The sequence below is a fragment of the Microbulbifer sp. TB1203 genome (assembly GCF_030997045.1).
Classification (GTDB): domain Bacteria; phylum Pseudomonadota; class Gammaproteobacteria; order Pseudomonadales; family Cellvibrionaceae; genus Microbulbifer.
This window is the reverse complement of the sequence record NZ_CP116899.1, coordinates 2,451,705-2,472,896: the sequence shown is the minus strand read 5'-3', so window position 1 is coordinate 2,472,896 and position 21,192 is coordinate 2,451,705. Positions and strand designations below refer to the sequence as shown.

13 protein-coding genes and 1 pseudogene are annotated in these 21,192 nt (G+C 58.6%); 9 read left to right on the top strand and 5 right to left on the bottom strand.

Annotated features, from left to right (window positions below; all coding sequences use genetic code 11):
- Positions 1-53 precede the first annotated feature (53 nt).
- From PP263_RS10385 to PP263_RS10375, 3 genes are all read right to left on the bottom strand, one after another.
- The gene (locus PP263_RS10385; protein ID WP_308368358.1) at positions 54-2,264 is read right to left on the bottom strand and encodes a carbohydrate-binding domain-containing protein; all 2,211 of its coding nucleotides are present in this window, start codon (positions 2,262-2,264) and stop codon (positions 54-56) included.
- Positions 2,265-2,332: 68 nt separating this feature from the next.
- Entirely contained in the window at positions 2,333-4,261 is a 1,929-nt protein-coding gene (locus PP263_RS10380) for a CBM35 domain-containing protein (RefSeq protein WP_308368357.1), read from the bottom strand.
- Between the two features lie 125 nt (positions 4,262-4,386).
- Complete coding sequence (locus tag PP263_RS10375) at positions 4,387-6,351, bottom strand: glycosyl hydrolase 53 family protein (RefSeq protein ID WP_308368356.1); 1,965 nt, start codon at positions 6,349-6,351, stop codon at positions 4,387-4,389.
- A 578-nt stretch (positions 6,352-6,929) separates the two neighbouring features.
- On the opposite strand from PP263_RS10375, the gene PP263_RS10370 reads away from it, so the two are divergent.
- The 4 genes and pseudogenes from PP263_RS10370 to PP263_RS10360 all read left to right on the top strand — a co-directional run bounded on the left by PP263_RS10370 (position 6,930) and on the right by PP263_RS10360 (position 10,945).
- Complete coding sequence (locus PP263_RS10370) at positions 6,930-7,061, top strand: hypothetical protein (protein WP_308368355.1); 132 nt, start codon at positions 6,930-6,932, stop codon at positions 7,059-7,061.
- Positions 7,062-7,181: 120 nt separating this feature from the next.
- Positions 7,182-7,487 (top strand): annotated as a pseudogene (locus PP263_RS22710) (DUF5107 domain-containing protein); the annotation flags it as partial.
- A gap of 19 nt (positions 7,488-7,506) precedes the next feature.
- A complete protein-coding gene (locus tag PP263_RS10365; protein WP_308368600.1) occupies positions 7,507-8,310 on the top strand; it encodes a DUF5107 domain-containing protein in 804 nt (267 codons plus the stop codon).
- A 208-nt stretch (positions 8,311-8,518) separates the two neighbouring features.
- Positions 8,519-10,945: a beta-galactosidase gene (locus tag PP263_RS10360; RefSeq protein WP_308368354.1), complete on the top strand. Its 2,427-nt coding sequence runs from the start codon at positions 8,519-8,521 to the stop codon at positions 10,943-10,945.
- Positions 10,946-11,163: 218 nt separating this feature from the next.
- Here the strand turns inward: PP263_RS10360 and PP263_RS10355 are convergent, their stop codons facing one another.
- Complete coding sequence (locus PP263_RS10355) at positions 11,164-13,122, bottom strand: glycosyl hydrolase 53 family protein (RefSeq protein WP_308368353.1); 1,959 nt, start codon at positions 13,120-13,122, stop codon at positions 11,164-11,166.
- A gap of 654 nt (positions 13,123-13,776) precedes the next feature.
- Here PP263_RS10355 and PP263_RS10350 point away from each other — a divergent pair.
- The 4 genes from PP263_RS10350 (at position 13,777) to PP263_RS10335 (ending at position 19,577) form a co-directional block, all read left to right on the top strand.
- Positions 13,777-16,599 (top strand): TonB-dependent receptor, encoded by a 2,823-nt coding sequence (locus PP263_RS10350; protein ID WP_308368352.1) that lies wholly within the window; start codon positions 13,777-13,779, stop codon positions 16,597-16,599.
- Positions 16,600-16,752: 153 nt separating this feature from the next.
- On the top strand, positions 16,753-17,712 hold the full coding sequence (locus PP263_RS10345; RefSeq protein WP_308368351.1) for an alpha/beta hydrolase: 960 nt from the start codon (positions 16,753-16,755) through the stop codon (positions 17,710-17,712).
- A gap of 16 nt (positions 17,713-17,728) precedes the next feature.
- On the top strand, positions 17,729-19,264 hold the full coding sequence (locus PP263_RS10340) for a tryptophan 7-halogenase (RefSeq protein WP_308368350.1): 1,536 nt from the start codon (positions 17,729-17,731) through the stop codon (positions 19,262-19,264).
- Between the two features lie 19 nt (positions 19,265-19,283).
- Positions 19,284-19,577: a hypothetical protein gene (locus PP263_RS10335; protein ID WP_308368348.1), complete on the top strand. Its 294-nt coding sequence runs from the start codon at positions 19,284-19,286 to the stop codon at positions 19,575-19,577.
- On the opposite strand, the gene PP263_RS10330 is transcribed toward PP263_RS10335, so the two are convergent.
- Positions 19,552-19,776 (bottom strand): hypothetical protein, encoded by a 225-nt coding sequence (locus PP263_RS10330; RefSeq protein ID WP_308368347.1) that lies wholly within the window; start codon positions 19,774-19,776, stop codon positions 19,552-19,554. The genes PP263_RS10335 and PP263_RS10330 overlap by 26 nt on opposite strands.
- Before the next feature lie 86 nt (positions 19,777-19,862).
- Between PP263_RS10330 and PP263_RS10325 the strand changes: the two genes are divergently transcribed.
- Positions 19,863-20,969, top strand: a complete 1,107-nt coding sequence (locus PP263_RS10325; RefSeq protein ID WP_308368345.1) for a glycosyl hydrolase 53 family protein — start codon at positions 19,863-19,865, stop codon at positions 20,967-20,969.
- The last annotated feature ends 223 nt before the right edge of the window (positions 20,970-21,192 follow it).

Below are 21,192 nucleotides of genomic sequence, written 5' to 3'. Positions count from 1 at the left end.
CTCAGGTTCCCCGGCGTAAAAGCCGGGAAACCTGTTCCCCCGTCAACGAAGAATCACCTCTCGTAGGCACCCAGGTCCGGGACGGGTCCATTGTAGGGGAGTCCGACATCCACGCCGCGATCGATCATCTGGCTATTGGGGCTCAGTTTCAGGAAGTTCAGATCCGGCAGGCTTCCGTCAGCTTGGCGCGGCCCCATAAATCCGTTGTCGGACGTACTCAGAAAATCGCTGCTAGTCGGCGTAATTCCCAGATTCCAGGAGTTATATTGGTCATCCACTCCCTGCATGTTCCTGTTATTGTTGGGGTAGCCGATATTGTTCCTCATGCGGTGACGTTTACTGCCCGTCAATATCACGCCATCGGTTCGGTTCCCGTTTGAATCCCAGGTGCTGGCCAGCATGTCGTACTGGACACCATTGGAAAACGAGGTATTGTTGAACCAGTCGTTACCGCCAGAGGAGTGGTTTGCGTAAAAGCCCTGGGCGCGGTTACCAAAGGCGAGGTTGTTGCGCACAACGTGGCGAATACCCGTCTTACTACTTCCAATCTTGAACCCGGCGCCGTTACCGTCTGGCGCCCGGTCTGCACCGGAGTTGATATAACCGCTGCCCATCGCCCAGCTGTTCTCAACGATAACGGGTACTTCCTGGGATATAAAATCCCAACCATCATCTGAATTCCACCAGGCGCGACAACCGCGGAAAACCGTGACATCTCCCGACGTCTGGTAGTGCACACCAAAGCCATCCGCATTTTGGCCATTTCCCTGGTGCGACCACGGATCATAGTTGTCATGTGAATCCGAGTTGAGGAACAGGTGTCCGCCGCGGGTGGTATGAACGAACACACCGGCACCGGCGATATGGTGGATATCCAACAACTCGAAGATGTTACGATAAGCGTCGTTACCACCTACCCTCAGGCCTACATTCGAGCGCGTGTTCATGGGTACATTGCGAATTTCGAAGCCCTTGAGATGGAGATAGGACCCAGTCACTAATACCCCGAAGGTGTAGTTGGGATCCGGCCGGATCTGGAGGTTTGAAAAATCCAGTACCGGGCGCTCACCCGGGTAGGCGAAATACCTGATTCGGTTGTTATCGGAGGTACCGCTCTTCCAGAAATTAACGCCGGCTGACGGTATTGCGGGATTGGAGATGTTGTAGACACCACCACGTACGTAGACCAGGTCACCTGGTCCCGCGACATCAATGGCCTTTTGCAATGTGCGGAATGGCTGATTGAGCGAGCCCGGGTTTGAGTCGCTGCCATTCGGCGCGACGTAATAGTCTCCGTCGCCGGCACCATCGGGTGGTGTTCCGCAGTCTTTGGCACTGACACTGCTACCTGCAATGGTGACACTATCGACATTGCCCAATCCAGCACTGGTTACGGCCTCAAGGCGAACCGTGTGGGTGCCCTGATCCAACCATAATTCAACGGTTTGGCTATCTGCCCAGCTGCTCCAGCTTCCTGTGACCGGGAAAGACGCTCCTTGATATTCCACCTGGCCATCGATATAGACATCGCCGGGACGGTCACTTTCACCGCCATTGGCATAGCGCCATTGCAGGGTGTAACTACCCGCCTGGCTCACCTCGATCTGCCAGTCGACGCCGTTGCCCGCGGTGTTGTCGGTGTTGGCGAAGCCACTTCCGTTGTAGTCCGAGTGGTCGCTGTCGACCGTGCCGTCCACGCCGCAGAAGCCGCTGGTGTTTTCCTCGATCACAACCTCGGTGCTGCCGCTGGAAGACACCAGCTCAAAGACCACATCGTCGAAGCTGCTCCACTCACTGTTTTCGGTCGTTATGCCCAGCTCGCAGCTGGCGCCGGTCACCTGGATATTGTCCACGGCAACCTGGGCCCAATTGCCCCAGGGGCTGGAGGGAATTGGGGTTGAGAAGCTTTGACCGTTGCAGTCTGCCCAGAGCCAGGACCCGGCGGTCTCGCCGCCGACGGTGTAGGCCGACAGTCGGTAGGTCCCCGCCGCCAGCCCGGTTACCGTCTGTTTGGTCTCGGCCGTGTAGGAAGAGCTCGGCGACCAGTGGGTTAAGCGGCTGCCACTGCGCCCGTTAGACTCGGTAAACTGGGCCGAGGCATCCCCGTCCAGGGTCCAACCGTTGGTGCCGTTTTCGAATCCGGGATTGGTCAACAGATTTTGTGAAAAGGAGAAGGACGAGAAAGCCAGCAAGATGGAAAAAAGTACCAGGGATGATGCCAACTTCCAGCTTTCCACTAATCTATATCTTATATGGCGGGTCATTTATTATATCTCCGATAAGGGTGGGCCACGCGCTGAAAATAACGAGCGTGGCCACAAGCGCGGGAAATTTATGGATTCCGCAAGTAGCCAATAATGCCGATATTTTGTCGGCGAATTTCATTAACAATCATTTGGGAAAACAGCTCCGCCCCCATTTCATTGGAGTGAGTCCTGTCGCTGCCAACAAAATAGGCCTGTGCTGCAGACCGCCCAATACTGCCCGCCCATTCACTGGTAAGCTCCATCAAGTCAATGAGTGGGACATTTTGCGCATTGGCCACACCAATAAGCTCATTGCGAATGTTCAGATCTCCCCAAACATGCTGCCCGGACAAGGGATCCCCTGTGTTGCGAATCATCGGAGTGATCAGTATTGGATTGGCACCTTTGTTGCGAATGGCGGTCACCATATTCGTAATCCTTGAGCGATAAAGAGATGCGGAGGTGGTTTTGTCATTGTGCCCCAGTTGAATCATTACCCAATCGCCAGACTTTAACCGTGAGTTAATCTGGTTCCACAAACCGCCTCCATCGGTCCTGAATGCCTGGGTGCCCTCACCGGAGTCCGAGTAATTTGAAACCTCTATGCCACTGCCAAAGTAAGCCGGAATAAACTGGCCCCAGCCGGAATATCGCGCATCGGGTTGTGCATACAACTGAGGCCGCTGGTCCGCGACGGTTGAGTCCCCCGCGATAAACAGGGTTGTTGGACTGCTTATCGGGCTGAAGGTTAATCTGCTCAGGGCTGGGGCTCCCTGTGCGATGCGCAGATTCAATCCCGAGGTGCCACGATCGGATTGATCTTGCCAGGGCTGGCCTTCCGGGTCGCGAACGTCCACCAGAAAATCCGCGCAACGGGCAGTTGAAGTGCTTTGCTGGGGGGAGGTAAACATTCGCCGCCGTGATTCGGCAAAGACTTCGAGTTCACCGTTGTATCCGGCATCGAACTCCATGGTCACACGGTAGTTTCCAACACCACCACCCAAAAGACATACCGCTGGATCACCGCTGCAGGAAAACTGCGAATCGGGATTACCTTCACCACAGTCACCGGAATTGTTTCCGCAGCCGATCGCCTGCGGACTGTCGCCGGTCACGCTTAACGAATCGATGTTACCCAGTCCCTCGCCGGAAATTGCCTCCAGGCGGATGGTGTTCTCGCCGGCATCCAGAGAAATGGTCGCAGTCGCCACCGCCCAGGTCTCCCAGGCGCCGGTGGAGGGGAAATCCACCGTCGCTACACTGTTGCCATTGACCACAACACTGCCCGCACGGTTGTTGTCCGAGGCGTTGGCGTAGCGCCATTCCAGCTCATAGCTCCCGCCCGCGGGCACTTGAACACGCCACTCGACGCCGTTGCCCGCGGCGTTGTCGGTGTTGGCGAAGCCTCTGCCGTTGTAGCCTGAGTGGTTGCTGTCGACCGAGCCGTCCACACTACAGAAGCCAGTGGCTTCCTCGATCACAAGCTCGCCGGGGCCACCGCCGGACACCCATTCAAAAACCACATCGTCGAAGCTGCTCCACTCGCTGTTTTCGGTCGTTATTCCCAGTTCGCAACTGCCGCCGCTCACCAGGATATTGTCAACGACAACCTGGGCCCAACTGCCCCAGGGACTGGAGGGAATGGGGGTTGAGAAATTTTGGCCGCCGCAGTACGCCCAGAGCCAGGCCCCGGCGGTTTCGCCGCCGACGGTGTAGGCGGACAGGCGGTAGGTCCCCGCCGCCAGTCCGGTTACCGTCTGTTTGGTCTCGGCCGAGTAAGAAGAACTCGACGACCAGTGGGTTAAGCGGTTGCCACTGCGCCCGCTGGACTCGGTAAACTGGGCCGACGCGTCCCCGTCCAGCGTCCAACCACTGGTACCGCTTTCGAAGCCGGGATTGGTCAACAGGTTTTGTGAAAAAGAATAGGAGGAGAAAGCCAGCAAGGTGGAAAAAAGTACCAGGGATCCTGCCAGCTTCCAGCTCTGCACGAGCCTGTGCTTTATATTGTGAATCATGGTTGTATCCCGTATTAATCAAAACATCCAACGAACCCGCTTGGATGCCGCACCGTTTTCTGACGGAGCGGGTGACGAGTGAGCAGTAAGCCCGCTTGCGCGGGCTCACTCATTGGTACGCCAACTTACTGACAGGTGGTTCCCTGCAGCTGCGACGCGGGTTTTGAAGGCACGGGAAGGCCAGCTTCCTGAGCAATGCGCGCATACTCGTCCATGGCCGAGTTGGTGGAGTAGACGCCGTTACTGAAGCTGAATGGCCTGCTGTCGCCATAGGCCGTCGGCTCCCAGATAAAGGAGCCCCAACCCATGTCGTTCGGCAGGTTCAGGAAGGTGTTGTTGACGAGATCCCGGCGTTGGTTGGTGTATTCGCAACTCATCACCGGTTTACCCGTGGTATCGATGACGTAGTTGAACATATCCCACCAGTCTCCGCCGTTGTTGGTGGTTCCGTAAGTCGAGCCGCACACCACGTCCGCATCGATAGGTGGATTGCTGCCAAATATTCTGTCCACCCAGAAAGGAAAGTCACCGTCCGGGCGCGGTCGACCATGTTGAACCACAGTGATGATGTCGGGATCGGTGTCCCTCACCGCCTGGAGACAGGAGTTCATCACACCGGAGAAGCCAGCCCAATCGTTATAGGAATAGCCCGCCACGTGCGTGTTGTTTTCGTTCCCGCATTGGACCATGTCCGGCTTCACGCCGGCTGCCACCATTTGGTCGAGTACGCCCTTGCTGTAGTTGTAGGAGGCTGCCCGGATTTGCGCGTTGCTCATTCCCTGCCACTGGGAAGGTCTTTCCTGGTGGCCGATGGATGCCCAGTTATCGCTCAGGTGGAAATTGAGAAAGACCCCCATGCCACAAGCCTTGACGCGCTGCGCCATGTCAATGGTATGCGCGGTATCGGCCCAGTTTTCTGTCGGCCCGGCGCCGGAGTAAAGGTTATCCAAATAGCCCCCGGGGCACTCCGGACAGACGAAGGTACGCAGTCGAATGAAGTTGAAGCCGTGGTCGACCAGTATCCGCTCAAGGGATTTGGTCTGTCCCTGGTCCCGGTAAGTCCGGCCTATCGACTCCTGTTCGAGAGTCCAGGTGATATCGGCACCCAGGATGTAGTCGGGCCGAAATATGTCACCATTGCCTGGGTTACCGCCACAGTCGACCGCTTGCGGATTATTGCCGGTCACCAGCAGCGAATCGATATTGCCCAGCCCCTCGCCGGAGATTGCCTCCAGGCGGATGCTGTTCTCGCCGGCGTTCAGGGAAATGGTCGCGGTCGCCGCCGACCAGCTGTCCCAAGCGCCGGTGGAGGGGAAATCCACCGTGGCTACACCGGTGTCATTGACCACCACACTGCCCGCACGGTTATTTTCCGGGGCATTCGCGTAGCGCCATTCCAGTTGATAGCTCCCGCCGGCGGGTACATAGACACGCCACTCGACGCCGTTGCCCGCGGCGTTGTCGGTGTTGGCGAAGCCGCTGCCGGTGAAGCCGTCGTGGTCGCTGTCGACCGAACCGTCCACGCTGCAAAAGCCCGCGGCATTTTCCTGGATTAGAACTTCGGTGTTGCCGCTGGCGGACACCAGCTCAAAGACCACATCGTCGATGCTGGTCCACTCGCTGTTTTCGGTGGATATTCCCACCTCGCAGCTGGTGCCGCTCACCTCGATATTGTCAACGGTAACCTGGGCCCAACTGCCCCAGGGACTGGAGGGAACGGGAGTTGAGAAGCTCTGGCCGTTGCAATTGGCCCAGAGCTGGGCCCCGGCGGTTTCGCCGCCGACGGTGTAGGCCGACAGGCGGTAGGTTCCCGCCGCGAGCCCGGTTACAGTTTGTTTAGTTTCGGCCGTGTAAGAAGAGCTCGACGACCAGTGGGTCAAGCGGCTGCCGCTGCGCCCGTTGGACTCGGTAAACTGGGCCGACGCATCCCCGTCCAGTGTCCAACCGTTGGTACCGTTTTCGAACCCGGGATTGGTCAACAGGTTTTGTGAAAAGGAGAAGGGCGAGAAAGCCAGCAAGATGGAAAAAAGTACCAGGGTTCTTGTCAACTCCCCGCGCTGTGCGAATTTGTGCCTTATATTGTTAGTCATTGTTGTTCCTCGATAGCAGTTTTTGTGTGAAGCAACCACCGGTTTAAATGACCCGCCAGGAATACGCCCGGCGACATTTGGCAGTGCTTTTTGTGGTACGAGGAAAAAAATAGGAAAACAGGACGGGAAATACGTACGGCGATTTTGTAACAGAAATCAGTTGCCGCGCAGGGCTGCGAAATGCAGATACTCGGCGGCCATCCTCGTGTAGAGGCCGCGGCTTGGTTTCTCTCTCGTCGCTGTTAAACCGTCTCTTATTATTCTTTTATCTGCCTCCCACCGTGATGGGAGACAAGCTAAAAGTTATATTTATCATATAAAGCAGACGGAATTCTTTCCGATAGCGCCGAGTTTTTCAAGGGGGTTGTCGCGCGCTTCAACGACTTTCGAATGTCGATGAGACGAACGGAGTTTACCTTCACAATTTATTTGTGTAATGTCGGATTTATCAGATAAGTTATATGCGTCTGATGGTCGGCGCCCAGGCACTGAAAAGGACAGGTGCTGGCACAGCGATGAAGCGGTTAAGTAATTAAATAATACAATTAAATAATTTAACCGGCTGGAGAGAGAAAACAATGCCTAAGAAAAACGAGCTTTCAAAAGCGATATTGGCATCACTGACCGCCATGTATTGGGATAACGGCGGTTGCGCAAAGCAATCTCTCCCCTTCGACGAAGCTCAGGATCTTCGGCAGGGATCGTTTTGAACAATAAAGTGAAAACGTCGAAAACATGACGTTTTGTTTTTGAGAAGCAAGCCACTACTAGCCCGTTCTGAACTGCCGTGAGTTCGGGAGGACTGACCACTTCCCCTCTCCAATTATCCCATGCCGATGAAACCTTCTGTATCTGTAAGCCAGGAAACGATCGAGTTGCCGACCTACTCGCCAGCGATGCCCGACCGCTATCCGCAGTTTCTGGAGAAGCGCGTGTACCAGGGCTCGAGCGGGCGGGTCTATCCGCTGCCGGTCTGTGACGACATAGCGTCGGAACCGCAGCCGCGCCCCTGGCAAGCGGTGTACTTAGAGAACGAATACCTGAGGGTGATGATACTGCCGGAGCTTGGCGGCCGCATCCACCGCATCCACCGCATCCTGGACAAGATCCGCGACCACGATCTGATCTACTACCAGCCGACGATCAAAGCCAGCGCTGGTCGGCCTGGCCGGCCCTTGGGGGAGCGGTGGCATCGAGTTCAACTGGCCGCAGCATCATCGGCCTTCGACCGCGATGCCGGCTGCGGTGGCGGTGGAGGAGGAAGCGGATGGTTCGGCGACCGTGTGGCTGTCCGAGCACGATCCCATGGCGCGGATGAAGGGCATGCACGGAGTTCGATTGCAGCCGGGCGTCGCCCGCGTGGAACTGCGGGCGCGCGTCTACAACCGCACCGACGACGTGCAGACTTTTCTTTGGTGGGCCAACGCCGGCTTGGAGGCCCACGAGCAGTACCAGTCCTTCTTCCCCCCCGACGTGGTCTACATGGCGGATCACGCGAAGCGGGCGATGAGCGCTTTTCCGCTCTGCGGGGGAAGCTACTATGGGGTCGACTATGCCGCCCGCGCGCGGGACGGCGGCCTGCTGGCGCCTCAGCTGGCGGACCCGCGTTTCGGCGGGGTGTTTCAATTTATCCAGCAGTTCCAGGGCTATATCTGCCCGGGGGTGGTGGCAGCCTTCGTGTTCGGTCTGCTGGTGCCAACGGCGCCGCCCGCTGCGGGGGTCGTGGCGCTGGTGGCGGGGCCGGCGCTGTACGGCCTGTTCCAGCAATTCGCTCCCAACGTGCACTTTCTCCTCCAAGTCGCATTGACCTTTCAGCTCGTCGTGTTCGCAATGGGCTTCATCACCTTCGTCCGGCCGCTGAAGACGCCTCGCGTCCTGCCCGTGTGTGAGGACCTCGAGGTCCGCAGCACGCCGGGCCTGAAACTGGCCGGCGGCGTGGTGGTGCCGCAACCCTGTTAATCGTATGGAGTTTCCGATGAAAACTGCAATCTGGCTTTTTTTGCTATTAACCCGGCAAACAAATAGGTTTGCCGGGTTAATGCGACACAGGGATGTGCCGCCGCCGGCCGAAGGCCGGTGCGAGCCCTTGAAATACAAGCAATTCCGCGCAATTGCGCGGGGCGGCCATCCGCCAGTATTTCAAGGGAGACAATCAAATAGATCAAGGATGATCTATTTGATTGCCGGATTAATAAGCGCCGTTATGGTATCCCCTCAAGCGATGGCCCGGCAAACCTATTCGCTGGATCTCGACCAGCCATTGCCGCCGGTGCGGCGGGGGCACCTCGATCTGGGCGGCGAAAGCCTCACTGGGGAGCGCGTGACGGTGAACAACCAGTACATCGAGTTCAATGGCCGGCCCTGGATTCCGGTTGTTGGCGAAATCCATTTTGCGCGCTACCCGGCGGAGTATTGGGACGAGGCGATTCGCAAGATGAAGGCGGGTGGCATCAACCTGATCGCGACCTATGTGTTCTGGAACATGCACGAACGCACCGAGGGCGAGTTCGACTGGAGTGGCGGTCGCAACCTGCGCCGGTTCCTGGAGCTGTGCGCGGCCAACGGCGTGCGGGCCATAGTGCGGATGGGGCCGTTCAGCCATGGCGAGGTGCGCAACGGCGGCATCCCCGACTGGATCTACGGCCGCCCGCTGGAGATCCGCTCCAACGATCCTGGCTACCTCTTCTACGCGGACCGGCTCTACGGCGAGATCGCGCAGCAGATGCGCGGGCTGCTGTTCAAGGACGGTGGGCCGGTGATCGGTGTGCAGTTGGAAAATGAATACCAGCACAGCGCAGCGCCCTGGGAGTGGACCTACCCCGGCGCTCCGCGGGAGCTGACGGTGGCCGACCGCGACGTCGACGTCACCCACATCCAGATTACGGCGGGCGGACCGGAAAACAAGTTCGCCGACGAAGGGCGCGACCATATGGCGACGCTCAAGCGACTGGCCCGCGCACATGGCATCGACGTGCCCATCTACACCGCGACCGGATGGGGCAACGCCGCCATCGTCACCGGTGGCAGCATTCCGGTGACCGCCGGCTATGCCTATCCCTTCTGGGCACCGCCCGAGCCGTCCGATTTTTATTTATTCAAGGACATCCGGCTGAATCCCGACTACCCGCCGATCAGCTACGATGCGGCGCTCTATCCGTCCATCCCGGCGGAGCTGGGCGCGGGGATCTCGCTGACCTACGGGCGGCGCACCACAGTGCGGCCGGAGAGCCTGGCGCCGCTTATCGTGCGCACCCTGGGCAGCGGCGCCAACGGCATCGGCTACTACATGTATCACGGCGGCTCGACCCCGGTGATCGACGGCCATTTCTTCAACGAACAGGCCGGCGGCCTGCCGCGCATCAACTACGACTACCAGGCGCCGATCGGCGAGTTCGGCGAGATGCGCCGGCATCACCGCGAACTGAAGCTGCTCCACCTGCTGCTGGCGAACTGGGGCGATCGCCTCGCACCCATGCCGCCGATCCTGCCCGAGACCAATGCCGCCATCGCACCCGACGACGTCGATACGCTGCGCTGGGCGGCGCGTACGGATGGGCGCAGCGGCTTCGTTTTCCTGCATAATTTCCAGGATCACGTCGAGAACCACGACCTCACCGGCCTGCGGCTGGAATTGCAAAACGGGGAGGATGGTCTCATCACCTTCCCCCGCGAGGGCAGCTTCGGCCTGCGCCGCGATGCCAGTGGAATCCTGCCGTTCAACCTCGACCTGGGCGGCCTGACCCTGCGCACGGCGACGGCGCAGCCGCTGACGGCGTTGCGCCGCGGGAGCGAAACCCACTACATCTTCACCACGGTCGAGGGCATGAAGCCCGAACTCGTGTTCGCGGGCGAGCACAGGTTTGACACCGATGACGACAGTGTGGCGAGCCGGGGCGACGGCATCACGGTCGTTGCCGGCGGCGAGGAGAACCCGTTTCGTTTCCGCAGCGGCGACCGGCACTTCCTGGTCGTGCCGCGGAAATTCGCCCTTACGCTCGTTCACGCTGACGGAAAGCGGCTGGTGTTTGCCGATGCGGATGGCTTTCCTGCGCCGGAAGGACTCGAACTGCGCTCGATCGGCCGGCCGTCGATCGATCTGCAGGCCTACCCCGAGACCGCGGTATCGGAGCTGCGGGTGAGTCGTGGCACGGTTGAGCCGCAGCAGGCCGGGGAGGGGGGAATGTCGGCCTGGCGCGTGGAGTTCGACAAGTTGCAGCCGGCCGTGACGGTGCGGCGCGTCGGCTCGCGGCGCCTGGTGGTAAGCGCATCCGGTGACAAACAGCGGGCAGACGATCTCTGGCTGCGCCTGCCTTACGTCGGCGACCGGGTGGCGGCGTTCCTCGGCGGTGAGCTGGTGGCCGATCATTTCTATTTTGGCCAACCCTGGGATATAGGGCTGCGCAAATTCGCGGACCGGCTGGCTAGGGAGGATCTGGTGTTCGTGTTTCACCCGCTCTCGCCCGGCGCAACCTATCTTGACGACCTTCCGGCATCAGTGCAAACCGAACTTGCGGAAAGCGGGTTGCCACTGCTCAGAATAGAGGACCCGGTGGCGCAGCCCGAATATCGCACCCGGGTGACGTTTGGTGACTAGCTCAAGTTTTGGAGTTCGAGGTCCTGGGCCGGGGGCGCCCTTCTGGGACTGTCTGCGAGAGGGACTTTGCGAACAAGCTACAGTATTCACAGCGTGTCCCGGGAGAGGGGTATCCTTTCCTTCCGACCGGTAGTAGGTCATAAATTTCGAATGCCGATCAGTTCGGGTAACGAGTGAGCCCGCTTACGCGGGCTCAACTGCATCTCACAGGTTTCAGATTATTGACAGGAAGTGCCCTGGAGCTGCGACGCGGGTGTCGAGGGCACGGGAAGGCCTGCCTCTCGGGCAATGCGCGCATACTCATCCATGGACGAGTTGGTGTAATACACGCCGTTGCTGTAGTTGAACGGCCTCTGATCGCCATACCCCGCTGGCTCCCAGATAAAGGTACCCACACCCATGTCGTTCGGCAGGCTCAGGAAGGTGTTGTTGACCAGATCACGGCGACCGTCGGTGTACTCGCAGCTCATCACGGGCTTACCCGTGGTGTCGATGACGTAGTTGAACATATCCCACCAGTCTCCGCCGTTGTTGGTGGTTCCGTAAGTCGAGCCGCACACCACGTCCGCATCGATCGGCGGATTGCTGCCAAACACTCTGTCCACCCAGAAAGGGAAGTCTCCGTCCGGGCGCGGCCGGCCATGATGCGCCACAACGGTGATCTCGGGATCGGTCTCTCGCACCGCCCGGATACAGGAGTTAATCACACCCGAGAAGCCAGCCCAGTCGTTATAGGAATAACCCGACACATGAGTATTGTTTTCGTTACCGCATTGAACCATATCCGGTTTCACGCCCGCCGCCACCATCTGATCAAGTACGTCTTTGGCGTGGTTGTAGGAGGCCGCCCGTATTTGCGCGTCGCTCATTCCCTGCCACTGGGACGGTCTGTACTGTTTACCGATGGATGCCCAGGTGTCGCTCAGCATGAAATCGAGAAAAACACCCATGCCGCAGGCTTTAACCCGCTGCGCCAATTCAATGGTGTGCGCGGTATCGCCCCAGTTTTCCGTGGGACCGGCACCGGAATAAAGGTTATCCAGATAGCCTCCCGGGCATTCCGGGCAAACAAAGGTGCGCAGGCGAGCAAAGTTGAAACCGTGGTCCACCAGAATACGCTCAATGGATTTGGTTTGACCCTGATCGCTGTAGCTACGGCCAATCGATTCATGTTCCAGGGTCCATGTGATAGCGGCACCCAGGATGTAATCGGGCTTGAAGACACCACCGGGAGGGGAACCGCCGCAGTCGACCGCCTGCGGGTTGTCGCCGGTCACGCTTAACGAATCGATATTGCCCAGCCCTTCGCCGGAAACAGCCTCCAGGCGGATTGTGTTCTCGCCGGCATCCAGAGAAATGGTCGCAGTCGCCATCGCCCAGGTCTCCCAGGTGCCGGTGGAGGGGAAGTCCACTGTGGCCACTGTGTTGCCATTGACTACAACACTCCCCGCACGGTTGTTGTCCGAGGCGTTGGCGTAGCGCCATTCCAGCTCATAGCTCCCGCTCGCGGGCACTTGGACACGCCACTCGACGCCGTTGCCCGCGGCGTTGTCGGTGTTGGCAAAACCGCTGCCGTTGTAGTCTGAGTGGTTGCTGTCGACCGAGCCGTCCACGTCACAGAAGCCAGTGCCTTCCTCGATCACAAGCTCGCCGGGGCCACCGCCGGACACCCATTCAAAAACCACATCGTCGAAGCTGCTCCACTCGCTGTTTTCGGTCGTTATTCCCAGTTCGCAACTGCCGCCGCTCACCGGGATATTGTCAACGACAACCTGGGCCCAACTGCCCCAGGGACTGGAGGGAATGGGGGTTGAGAAATTTTGGCCGTCGCAGTAGGCCCAGAGCCAGGCTCCGGCGGTCTCGCCGCCGACGGTGTAGGCCGACAGGCGGTAGGTTCCCGCCGCCAGCCCGGTTACAGTTTGTTTAGTTTCGGCCGTGTAAGAAGAGCTCGACGACCAGTGGGTTAAGCGGTTGCCACTGCGCCCGCTGGACTCGGTAAACTGGGCCGACGCGTCCCCGCCCAGGGTCCAACCGCTGGTACCGCTTTCGAAGCCGGGATTGGTCAACAGGTTTTGTGAAAAGGAGAAGGGCGAGAAAGCCAGCAAGATGGAAAAAAGTATCAGGGTTCTTGCCAACTCACCGCTCTGCGCGAATCTGTGTCTTATATCGTCAGTCATTGTTGTTCCTCGATAGTAGGTTTTTGTGTGAAGCAACCACCGGTTTAAATGACCCGCCAGGAATACTCTGCACAAACAGCTGTGTTTGCGCGCTCGGCAACATTCGGCAGTGCCTTTTGTGGTACGAGGAAAAAATAGGAAAACAGGACGGGAAATACGTACGACGATTTGTAACAGAAATCAGTTGCCGCGCAGGGCTGAGAAATGCGAATACCGGGCGGCCATCCTCTTGTGGAGACCGCGGCCTGGTTTCTCTCTCGTCGCTCTTAACCGTCTCTTATTATTCTTTATCTGCCTCTCGCCGTAACGAGGGGTAGAACTAAAAAATTATATTTATCATATAAAACAGACGGAATTTTTGACGATTGCGGCGAGTTTTTCAAGAGAGTTGTCGCGCGCTTCAACGACTTCCGAGTATCGATGAGACGAACGGAGTTTACCTTCACAATTCATTTGTGTAATGTCGGATTTATCAGACAAGTTATATCTGATGGCTGGTACCTAGCCAAAGAGGGAGGCCGAGGTATTGGCACAGCGGTGAAGTGGTTAAGTAAAAAATAATATAACCAGCCGGAGAGAGAGAAGACCATGCCTAAAAAAAACGAGCTTTCAAAAGCGATATTGGCGTCAATGACCGCGATATATGGAGCAGGAGTGGTTGCTCAGGACGAAGTCAGTCCGCTAATGGAAGAAGTGGTTGTTGAGGGAATTCGCGCCAGCCTGAGCCGGGCGGCGGATCGGAAACGCGATGCCAACAAGATCCAGGACAGCATCGTCGCCGAAGATATCGGAAAATTCCCCGACCAGAATGTGGCGGAATCCCTGCAGCGTATCGCCGGTGTTTCCATTTCCCGTGTAAACGGCGAGGGCTCCCAGGTAAGTGTGCGCAGCTTCGGCCCCGAGTTCAACGTGGTCAAACTGAACCACCGCACCCTGGCCACTGTTAACGGAGGCCGCAGCTTCGATTTCCAGATACTGCCTTCCGAGTTGATCGGCGGTGCCGACGTCATCAAAACCCCCACTGCCGATCTGTCCGCCGGCAGTATCGGCGCCTACATCAATGTGCGCACCGCGCGCCCGCTGGACAATGCCGGCTTCCACGCCACCGGCTCCACCAAGCTCAATTATCACGGTTTGGCCGAGGATTCCAACCCGGAAGCGGCGGGCGTGGTCAGCAATACCTTTGCCGACGACACCTTCGGTGTCCTGGTGGGCGTATCCTTCAAGGAGACCGACGGCCGTATCGACAACTACCGGACCAGCCACTGGCATCAGTACGCGTCCGGCGGCTTCGGCCTGCCCATGGGCGATGACACCCTCGGCGAGGACGGCAACCCCACCAGCCTCGAAGGCAGCCGCGGCCCCGGCCGCACCATTTTCAATATGGTGGACGAGAACCGCGAGCGCACCGGCGGCAACGTCGTCCTGCAGTGGGAGCCGGGCGAGAATTTCTCTTCCACCTTCGATGCCCTCTATACCAAGCTCGACCGGGAGTTCCTGGGTTCCGGCCTGCAGGTGCCCATGCAGCACCTGGGTAAATATACCCGTGCCGTGGTCAGCGATTCCGGCACCCTGCTGGAAGCCACCATCGCCGACACGGACGTGGAAATGAACGTGGACTATGGCCTGCAGGAGTCCACCACCGCCGCCTACGGCTGGAACAGTGTTTTCAACAGGGGCAACCTGACGCTGGAAGTCGACGCCTCCTGGTCCAGGGCCGAATCGACCTTCGAGGGCGACAACACCACGGCCCTGCACTACACCCGCTTCGACGAAAACGGCGTCGCCCAGCCCAGCGAAATCATTCTGGATTACCGCAACGATATCCCCAGCCTGAGCACCACCGGCTCCCTGGACGTGACCGATATCTCCAAGGTCCGCGCCGCCTGGCAGCGCTATGCGGCCAGTGAGTCCGAAGACGAAGTGAAGGAACTCAAACTGGATGCGCTCTACGAGATTGACGTGGGCGTGATCAAGTCGGTCAAGGCGGGGGCCGCCTATGCTGGTCGCACCATCGAATTCAACGAATTTGGTACTGAGTTTGATGCCGAAACCGGGGGGGCAGACTGGGGTGGTGGCGGTGCCGTCATGTGGATCGGCGATGGCAGTACCTGGAACCCCGATACCAATCTCGGCGTGCTGCCGGCGGAAGTTCTGGAACTGAGCGACAGCAACTTTATGGACGGCGAAGGCGGCAACTTCCCGCGCCAGTGGGTACAGATTACCGACCACGAAGCCTACCGCGCGGCAACCCAGGCCTATCTGGAGCAGGCGGTGGCGAACGGTGATGACTGGCGGGCGGCTCTCGTCAACGCCGGCTGGGATACCGTATACCCGGGTGCTGGCGGCAGCTACGGCAACGAAGAGGACACTGTTGCGGCCTATGTGCAATTGAATCTCGAAGGCGAGCTGGGCGACTACGCCTGGTCGGGCAACCTGGGCGGCCGCTATGTCTCCATCGAAAACGCGGCCAGTGGCACCGCTTCCACCATCGACCTGTTGACACTGAACGAAGAGTCCTCGGACCTGCCCGAAAAGGTCCATAATGCGGCTACTACCTCCGCCAAGTCCCTCACCTTTGAGACCAGCGAGGAATACTTCCTGCCCAGCGTCAACTTCAGCCTGAATTTGAACAACGGCAACTACCTGCGTGCCGCCGCCGCCAAGACGATTACCCAACCGTCTCTGGCCGATAAGCGCGCCAGCCTGAGTGAGAGTCCGGGGCTGGAGAATCCGACGGTGACCATCGCCGGCAGCAACCCCCTGCTGGAATCCTACCGGGTCAACCAGTTTGACCTGTCTTTTGAGCACTACGCCGACAACGGCTCGGCCTACTCCGTTGGCTATTTCTACAAAGACATTTCCGACTTTATTTCGACCCTCACCACCGTGGGTCCCTGGGACGGCCCCATAGCCCAGGACCTGGCCGACGCCTATGCAGCCAATGGCCAAACCGTGATATTCCAGTCGGAGCGCAAGGAAAATCGTCCCGGTGGCAAGGTTCAAGGTATTGAACTGGGGGTGCTGCACTACTTCGACAACCTGCCGGGCATCTGGAGTGGCCTGGGTATCCAGGCCAACTACACCTACGCGGACAGCGAAGACAAGGATGCGGCCCCGATCAACCTGCCACTGGTGCCGGAGCCGGGTAATGTCCTGGAGGGTTTTGCCAAAAACTCCTACAACCTGGTGGGCTTCTACGACAAGGACCGCCTGCAGGCGCGTATCGCCTACAACTGGCGGGATGAATTCATGAACAGCCGCTCCGGCGACGGTCTACAGCCGGAATATACCGATGCCTACGGCCAGTTGGACCTGAGCCTGTCCTACGATGTGACTGACAATCTGACCGCCGCCTTTGAAGCCATCAATGTGACCAACGAAACAAGGTTGCAGTATTTTGGGCAGCGCGACCGCGTCAGCCTGGTGCAGATGTCGGGGGCGCGCTATCAGTTCGGTATCCGGGCGAACTTCTGAGCTTGCTCGCGCCAGTGTTTCGCAGTTGTTGAGCGCGGGTATGGAGACCCCGCCGGACTGTCTCTCCTTGCGTTGTTGTTGGATTTTTGAGGCTCCCCTGGAGCCTTTTTTAAGTTGAGTTTTAAAAAGATAAAAAAGAGAGGGAAAATCCACATGCGCTTGCTGATCTTATGTGTGCTTACCCTGCTGCCTGCAATGGAAATTACCGCCCAGCCCCCGGGGATTCCCGACGGATGGTCGGATGGCTATGTATACGCCAACGGTATTCGCATGCATTACTACCGAGCTGCACCGGCGCCGGGAAAGCCGGTAGTCGTGATGGTTCATGGGATTACGGATATTGGACTTAGCTGGACCACCCTGACGTGGAAGCTGCAGGACTCATATGACGTATATATGATTGATGCTCGTGGGCATGGTCTGTCAGATCCTTTCACCGCTGTTGATGATGCTAATACGTTAGTGAAAGACGTGGTGGCGTTCGTGCAGGCGATGAACTTCGAGAAACCGATCCTTATGGGCCACTCAATGGGCGCTGCCACGGTAATGCGGGTGGGTGGGGAGTACCCCGATCTGGCGAAAGCCATCGTCATGCTGGACCCGTGGCTGGGGCCCTGGCCTCCCCGCAGTCGTGATTCCACGGAGCGTGAAGACACAAAAGATGAAACAAGTGACGCCGGGAAAAGCGAACCATCGCAACCGGATCGTCTTTCCGTGAGCATGTCCGGGGCTCCTGAAACGCTGGTGGCGCAGAATAACTATAGCTTCGAAGACCTGGTGGCGACTTGCCACCACAACACCCCAAAATGGGACCCGGTGGATTGCCGGTATTGGGCACTCTCGAAGAAGCAATATCATGGTGCCTATACCAGTGAAGCGTGGCAGGCGGTGTCGGGCACAATGAGAACCGGGGAATCACTGACCAAGATCCGGGTCCCCGCGCTTATTCTCAAGGCCGACGCCTCGCCGAAGCAGCGCGGGGCCCACGAGAAAGCGGCCAGCGCAATGCAGAAAGGCAGGCTGGTGCACGTCGACAATGCCGGCCATAACCTGCACCATGACCAGTTGGAGGCTACCGTGGAGCTCCTGAAGGAGTTTCTGTCGACTTTGTAGCGAATATAGGGCGCCGATGGCTGATAAATCGGGAGTAGTACCAATTTCCAGCGAGCACCGTCCAATCGAATCCTGCGTCGTCGTCGGCGGCGGCACCGCCGGCTGGATGACCGCCGCGCTGCTCGGCCGCGTGCTTCGCAACACCGGCGCGAGTATTACACTGTTGGAATCCCCGCAGATCGACACTGTCGGCGTGGGTGAGGCCACGGTGCCGTCCTTTGTCGACTTCATCAGGATTCTCGGTATCTCCGAGCCGGACTTTGTCAGGAAAACCAGCGCCACCTTCAAACTGGGCATCCGGTTTACCGACTGGCAAACGCCGGGTCATCACTACTGGCATCCCTTCGGCAACATAGGAGCCCGAATCGACGGGCAACCCTTCTTTCAACAATGGCTGAAGAGCCACTTTTACGGAACGGCCGGCGAATATACCGACTATTCGCCCTCCGCCGCCATGGCCAGGGCGGGGAAATTCTATATTCCGGACCCCGGCAAGCCCAACAACCTCACCCGCATGGGCTATGCCCTGCACTTCGATGCGGCGCGGGTGGCTGAATATCTCGCCGACTATGCGCAACGGCAGGGTGTAAAGCGCATATCCGCACATGTGGAAAGCGTCCACAAGTCGGATGACGGCAGCATCAAATCCATCCGCACCGAAAACGGCGGCTGTATAGAGGGCGATTTTTTTATCGACTGCAGCGGCCAGCGCGCGCTGCTGATGCAGGGAGCCCTACAGGTGGGTTACCGGGACTGGCGGGACTACCTGCCGGTAAACGGTGCGGCGGTTCTCCAATCCGAAAATGGCGATGATTTACCGCCCTATACGGAGGCTATCGCCGAGAAGTGCGGCTGGCGCTGGCGTATACCCTTGCAGAGTCGTACCGGCAACGGCTATGTGTTCTGCGACGAATACTGCTCGCAGGACGAGGCGGCGGCACTGTTGCTAAAGAAAATAACCGGTAAACCACTGGGCGATCCGCGCTTGCTCCACTTCCGCACCGGCAGGCGGGAAAAGATGTGGCACAAGAACTGTGTCGCCGTCGGTCTTTCCTCCGGATTCCTGGAGCCGCTGGAATCCACCAGTATCTACCTGATTATGCGGGCGGCACTGAACCTGGTGAAGCTGCTGCCGGGGCGCGATCATTGCCAGGCAACGGAGGACGAGTACAATCGCCTGATGGATATCGAATACGAGAATATCCGCGATTTTATTGTGATGCATTACTGCACCAGCCGACGCGACGATTCTCTCTTCTGGCAGGGCTGGCGCCACAGGCCCATTCCGGAATCCCTGCAAACCAAGCTGTCCCTCTACAAAAGCCGTGGCCAGCTGGTGCACAATGACCTGGACCTGTTTGCCTCCGACAGTTGGCACGCCGTGCTTACGGGGATGGGCGTCTATCCGCGCGATTACAGCGCAGTGGTGGATGCGTCGGACTTCGACAAAGTCGACAAGCTGCTCAAGGATATCGACAACTCCCTGAGTCACTCCGTCGGCCAGCTTTTGTCCCACCGGGAATATCTGCAGAGGCTTATCTCACATTGTTAGTCGTGGAAGGGGAATAATCATGAAATTACGTTTCTGTTGCCACCTTGGAATGGCAGTCCTGTCTCTTACAATTTTTGGGTGCAGCGCAGTTAAAGAAAAAATTGTTAATTCGCAGATGATGACAGAGCATCTTCAAACGATTAGTGCAGGTCATACAGGTTGTATGCCACATGACAATGAAATTAGTATTGTTTCCATAGCAAATAATGGCAGTGGCGTATGGACAGCAGTATGCAGAGGTAAGCAGTACTTATGTTCATCCGCTGGTGGTACAAAAGGACAATCTTTCAGTTGTGCACCGTCTGTGAAATGACAAGGGCTAACAGCGCTGCCATAAAAAATACCTCGCCGAGAACCTGCTGCTTGTCTTCCTCCTGAGTGGCCCTTGCGTCGCAGCGGGCGGAAAAGCGCTGGATACCGAGACCTTTGCCTTCAACTGGCAGTTTCACCGCGGTGATATCGAGCTGGCCGAGGCTGAACCATATCCGTGGCGCAAAGTGCAGATACCCCACGACTGGTCCATCGAAAGTCCGCCCGGCGAGTCGCCATCCTTCGCCACCTTGGAGGACGCCTACGACACGAGGCGTTTATTAAAAAAATGATTAATCGAATATTCTCAAAGTGGGTATACATTACCGTCGCGGTCGTGTTTGTCCTTGAGCTATCGGGAAATCCGGCGTGGGCCGCAGATAGCGAATATGCGATCGGAGCCGACCTGTCCTTTCTCAAATCCGCCGAGGACCGCGGGGTCGGGTTCAAAGACGGCGGCGCCGTCAAGCCGGGCCTCGAGATCTTCCGCGACCACGGATTCAACTGGGTCCGCCTCCGGCTGTTTCACTCACCCGACCGGCTGCCCAATGATCTGGAATACACCATCTCGCTGGCCAAGGCAGCCAAGCAACTGGGCTACAAGTTCCTGCTCAACTACCACTACTCCGACACCTGGGCCGACCCGCAGCAGCAGTTCATCCCCGCCGCGTGGGAAGGGCAGTCGCACGGGGAACTGGTCGATTCGGTGCGCGCGTACACGAGGGAAACGATGCAAGCCTTCCGCGAGGCCGGCGCTTGGCCGGATATGGTGCAGCCGGGCAACGAGGTGATCGACGGCATGATGTGGCCCGACGGCCAGCTCTCCCAAGAGGGCGGCTGGGACCGCTTCGCCGATCTGGTCCGCGCCGCAATCGAGGGCGTCGAGGCCGCGACGACGGACGACGTCGAGCCGCCGCTGATCATGATCCACATCGACCGCGGCGGCGACATGGAGCGCACCAAGTGGTTCTTCGACAAGTTCCACAGCTACGGCATCGACTACGATGTGATCGGTCAGAGCTACTACCCCTGGTGGCACGGCACCCTCGCCGAGCTCAGGGCCAACTTCGCGTTCATGGTCGAGGCGTACGACAAGGACATCGTCCTGGTCGAGGCCGCCTACCACTGGCGCGAGTCGGGCGAGTGGGAGGACGCCGCGCGCGCGGACGCGATGGAATACCCTCAAACGCCCGAAGGCCAGATGCGGTACTGGCTCGACGTCGACGCCGCCGTCCGCGCCATCCCGGGCGGCCGCGGCAAGGGGGTCATGTGGTGGGAACCCGCCGTCGGCAACCGCCGCGGCATCGGGAGTCGCGGGATGTTCGACGAGGACGGCAACGCCCTGCCCGCGGTGGGCGCGATCCAGACCCGTCAGCGCGAGGCCGCGCCGCGGTAAAGGCAATAATTTATCACCGCGATCGAGCCTTTGCCGATGCCCAGGGCAATGAACCTGAAATCATTTTCGATCAGCAGCGCCACCTGCCGGATTATCAATCGCAACAGCGGCAAAGTGCTCGATATCAACGGGCCCGGCTGAGAACGGGCCGCTGGATATTCAGTGGTACAACAACGGTGGCTGGAATCAGCACTGGCAGATCCTGGGAAACCAGCCGGAAGCG

Bases quoted from the DNA above. Each gene is read 5' to 3' on its own strand.
- PP263_RS10385 (WP_308368358.1), bottom strand. From the start codon at position 2,264: ATGACCCGCCATATAAGATATAGATTAGTGGAAAGCTGGAAGTTGGCA.
- PP263_RS10380 (WP_308368357.1), bottom strand. From the start codon at position 4,261: ATGATTCACAATATAAAGCACAGGCTCGTGCAGAGCTGGAAGCTGGCA.
- PP263_RS10375 (WP_308368356.1), bottom strand. From the start codon at position 6,351: ATGACTAACAATATAAGGCACAAATTCGCACAGCGCGGGGAGTTGACA.
- PP263_RS10370 (WP_308368355.1), top strand. From the start codon at position 6,930: ATGCCTAAGAAAAACGAGCTTTCAAAAGCGATATTGGCATCACTGACC.
- PP263_RS10360 (WP_308368354.1), top strand. From the start codon at position 8,519: ATGATCTATTTGATTGCCGGATTAATAAGCGCCGTTATGGTATCCCCT.
- PP263_RS10355 (WP_308368353.1), bottom strand. From the start codon at position 13,122: ATGACTGACGATATAAGACACAGATTCGCGCAGAGCGGTGAGTTGGCA.
- PP263_RS10345 (WP_308368351.1), top strand. From the start codon at position 16,753: ATGCGCTTGCTGATCTTATGTGTGCTTACCCTGCTGCCTGCAATGGAA.
- PP263_RS10340 (WP_308368350.1), top strand. From the start codon at position 17,729: ATGGCTGATAAATCGGGAGTAGTACCAATTTCCAGCGAGCACCGTCCA.
- PP263_RS10335 (WP_308368348.1), top strand. From the start codon at position 19,284: ATGAAATTACGTTTCTGTTGCCACCTTGGAATGGCAGTCCTGTCTCTT.
- PP263_RS10325 (WP_308368345.1), top strand. From the start codon at position 19,863: ATGATTAATCGAATATTCTCAAAGTGGGTATACATTACCGTCGCGGTC.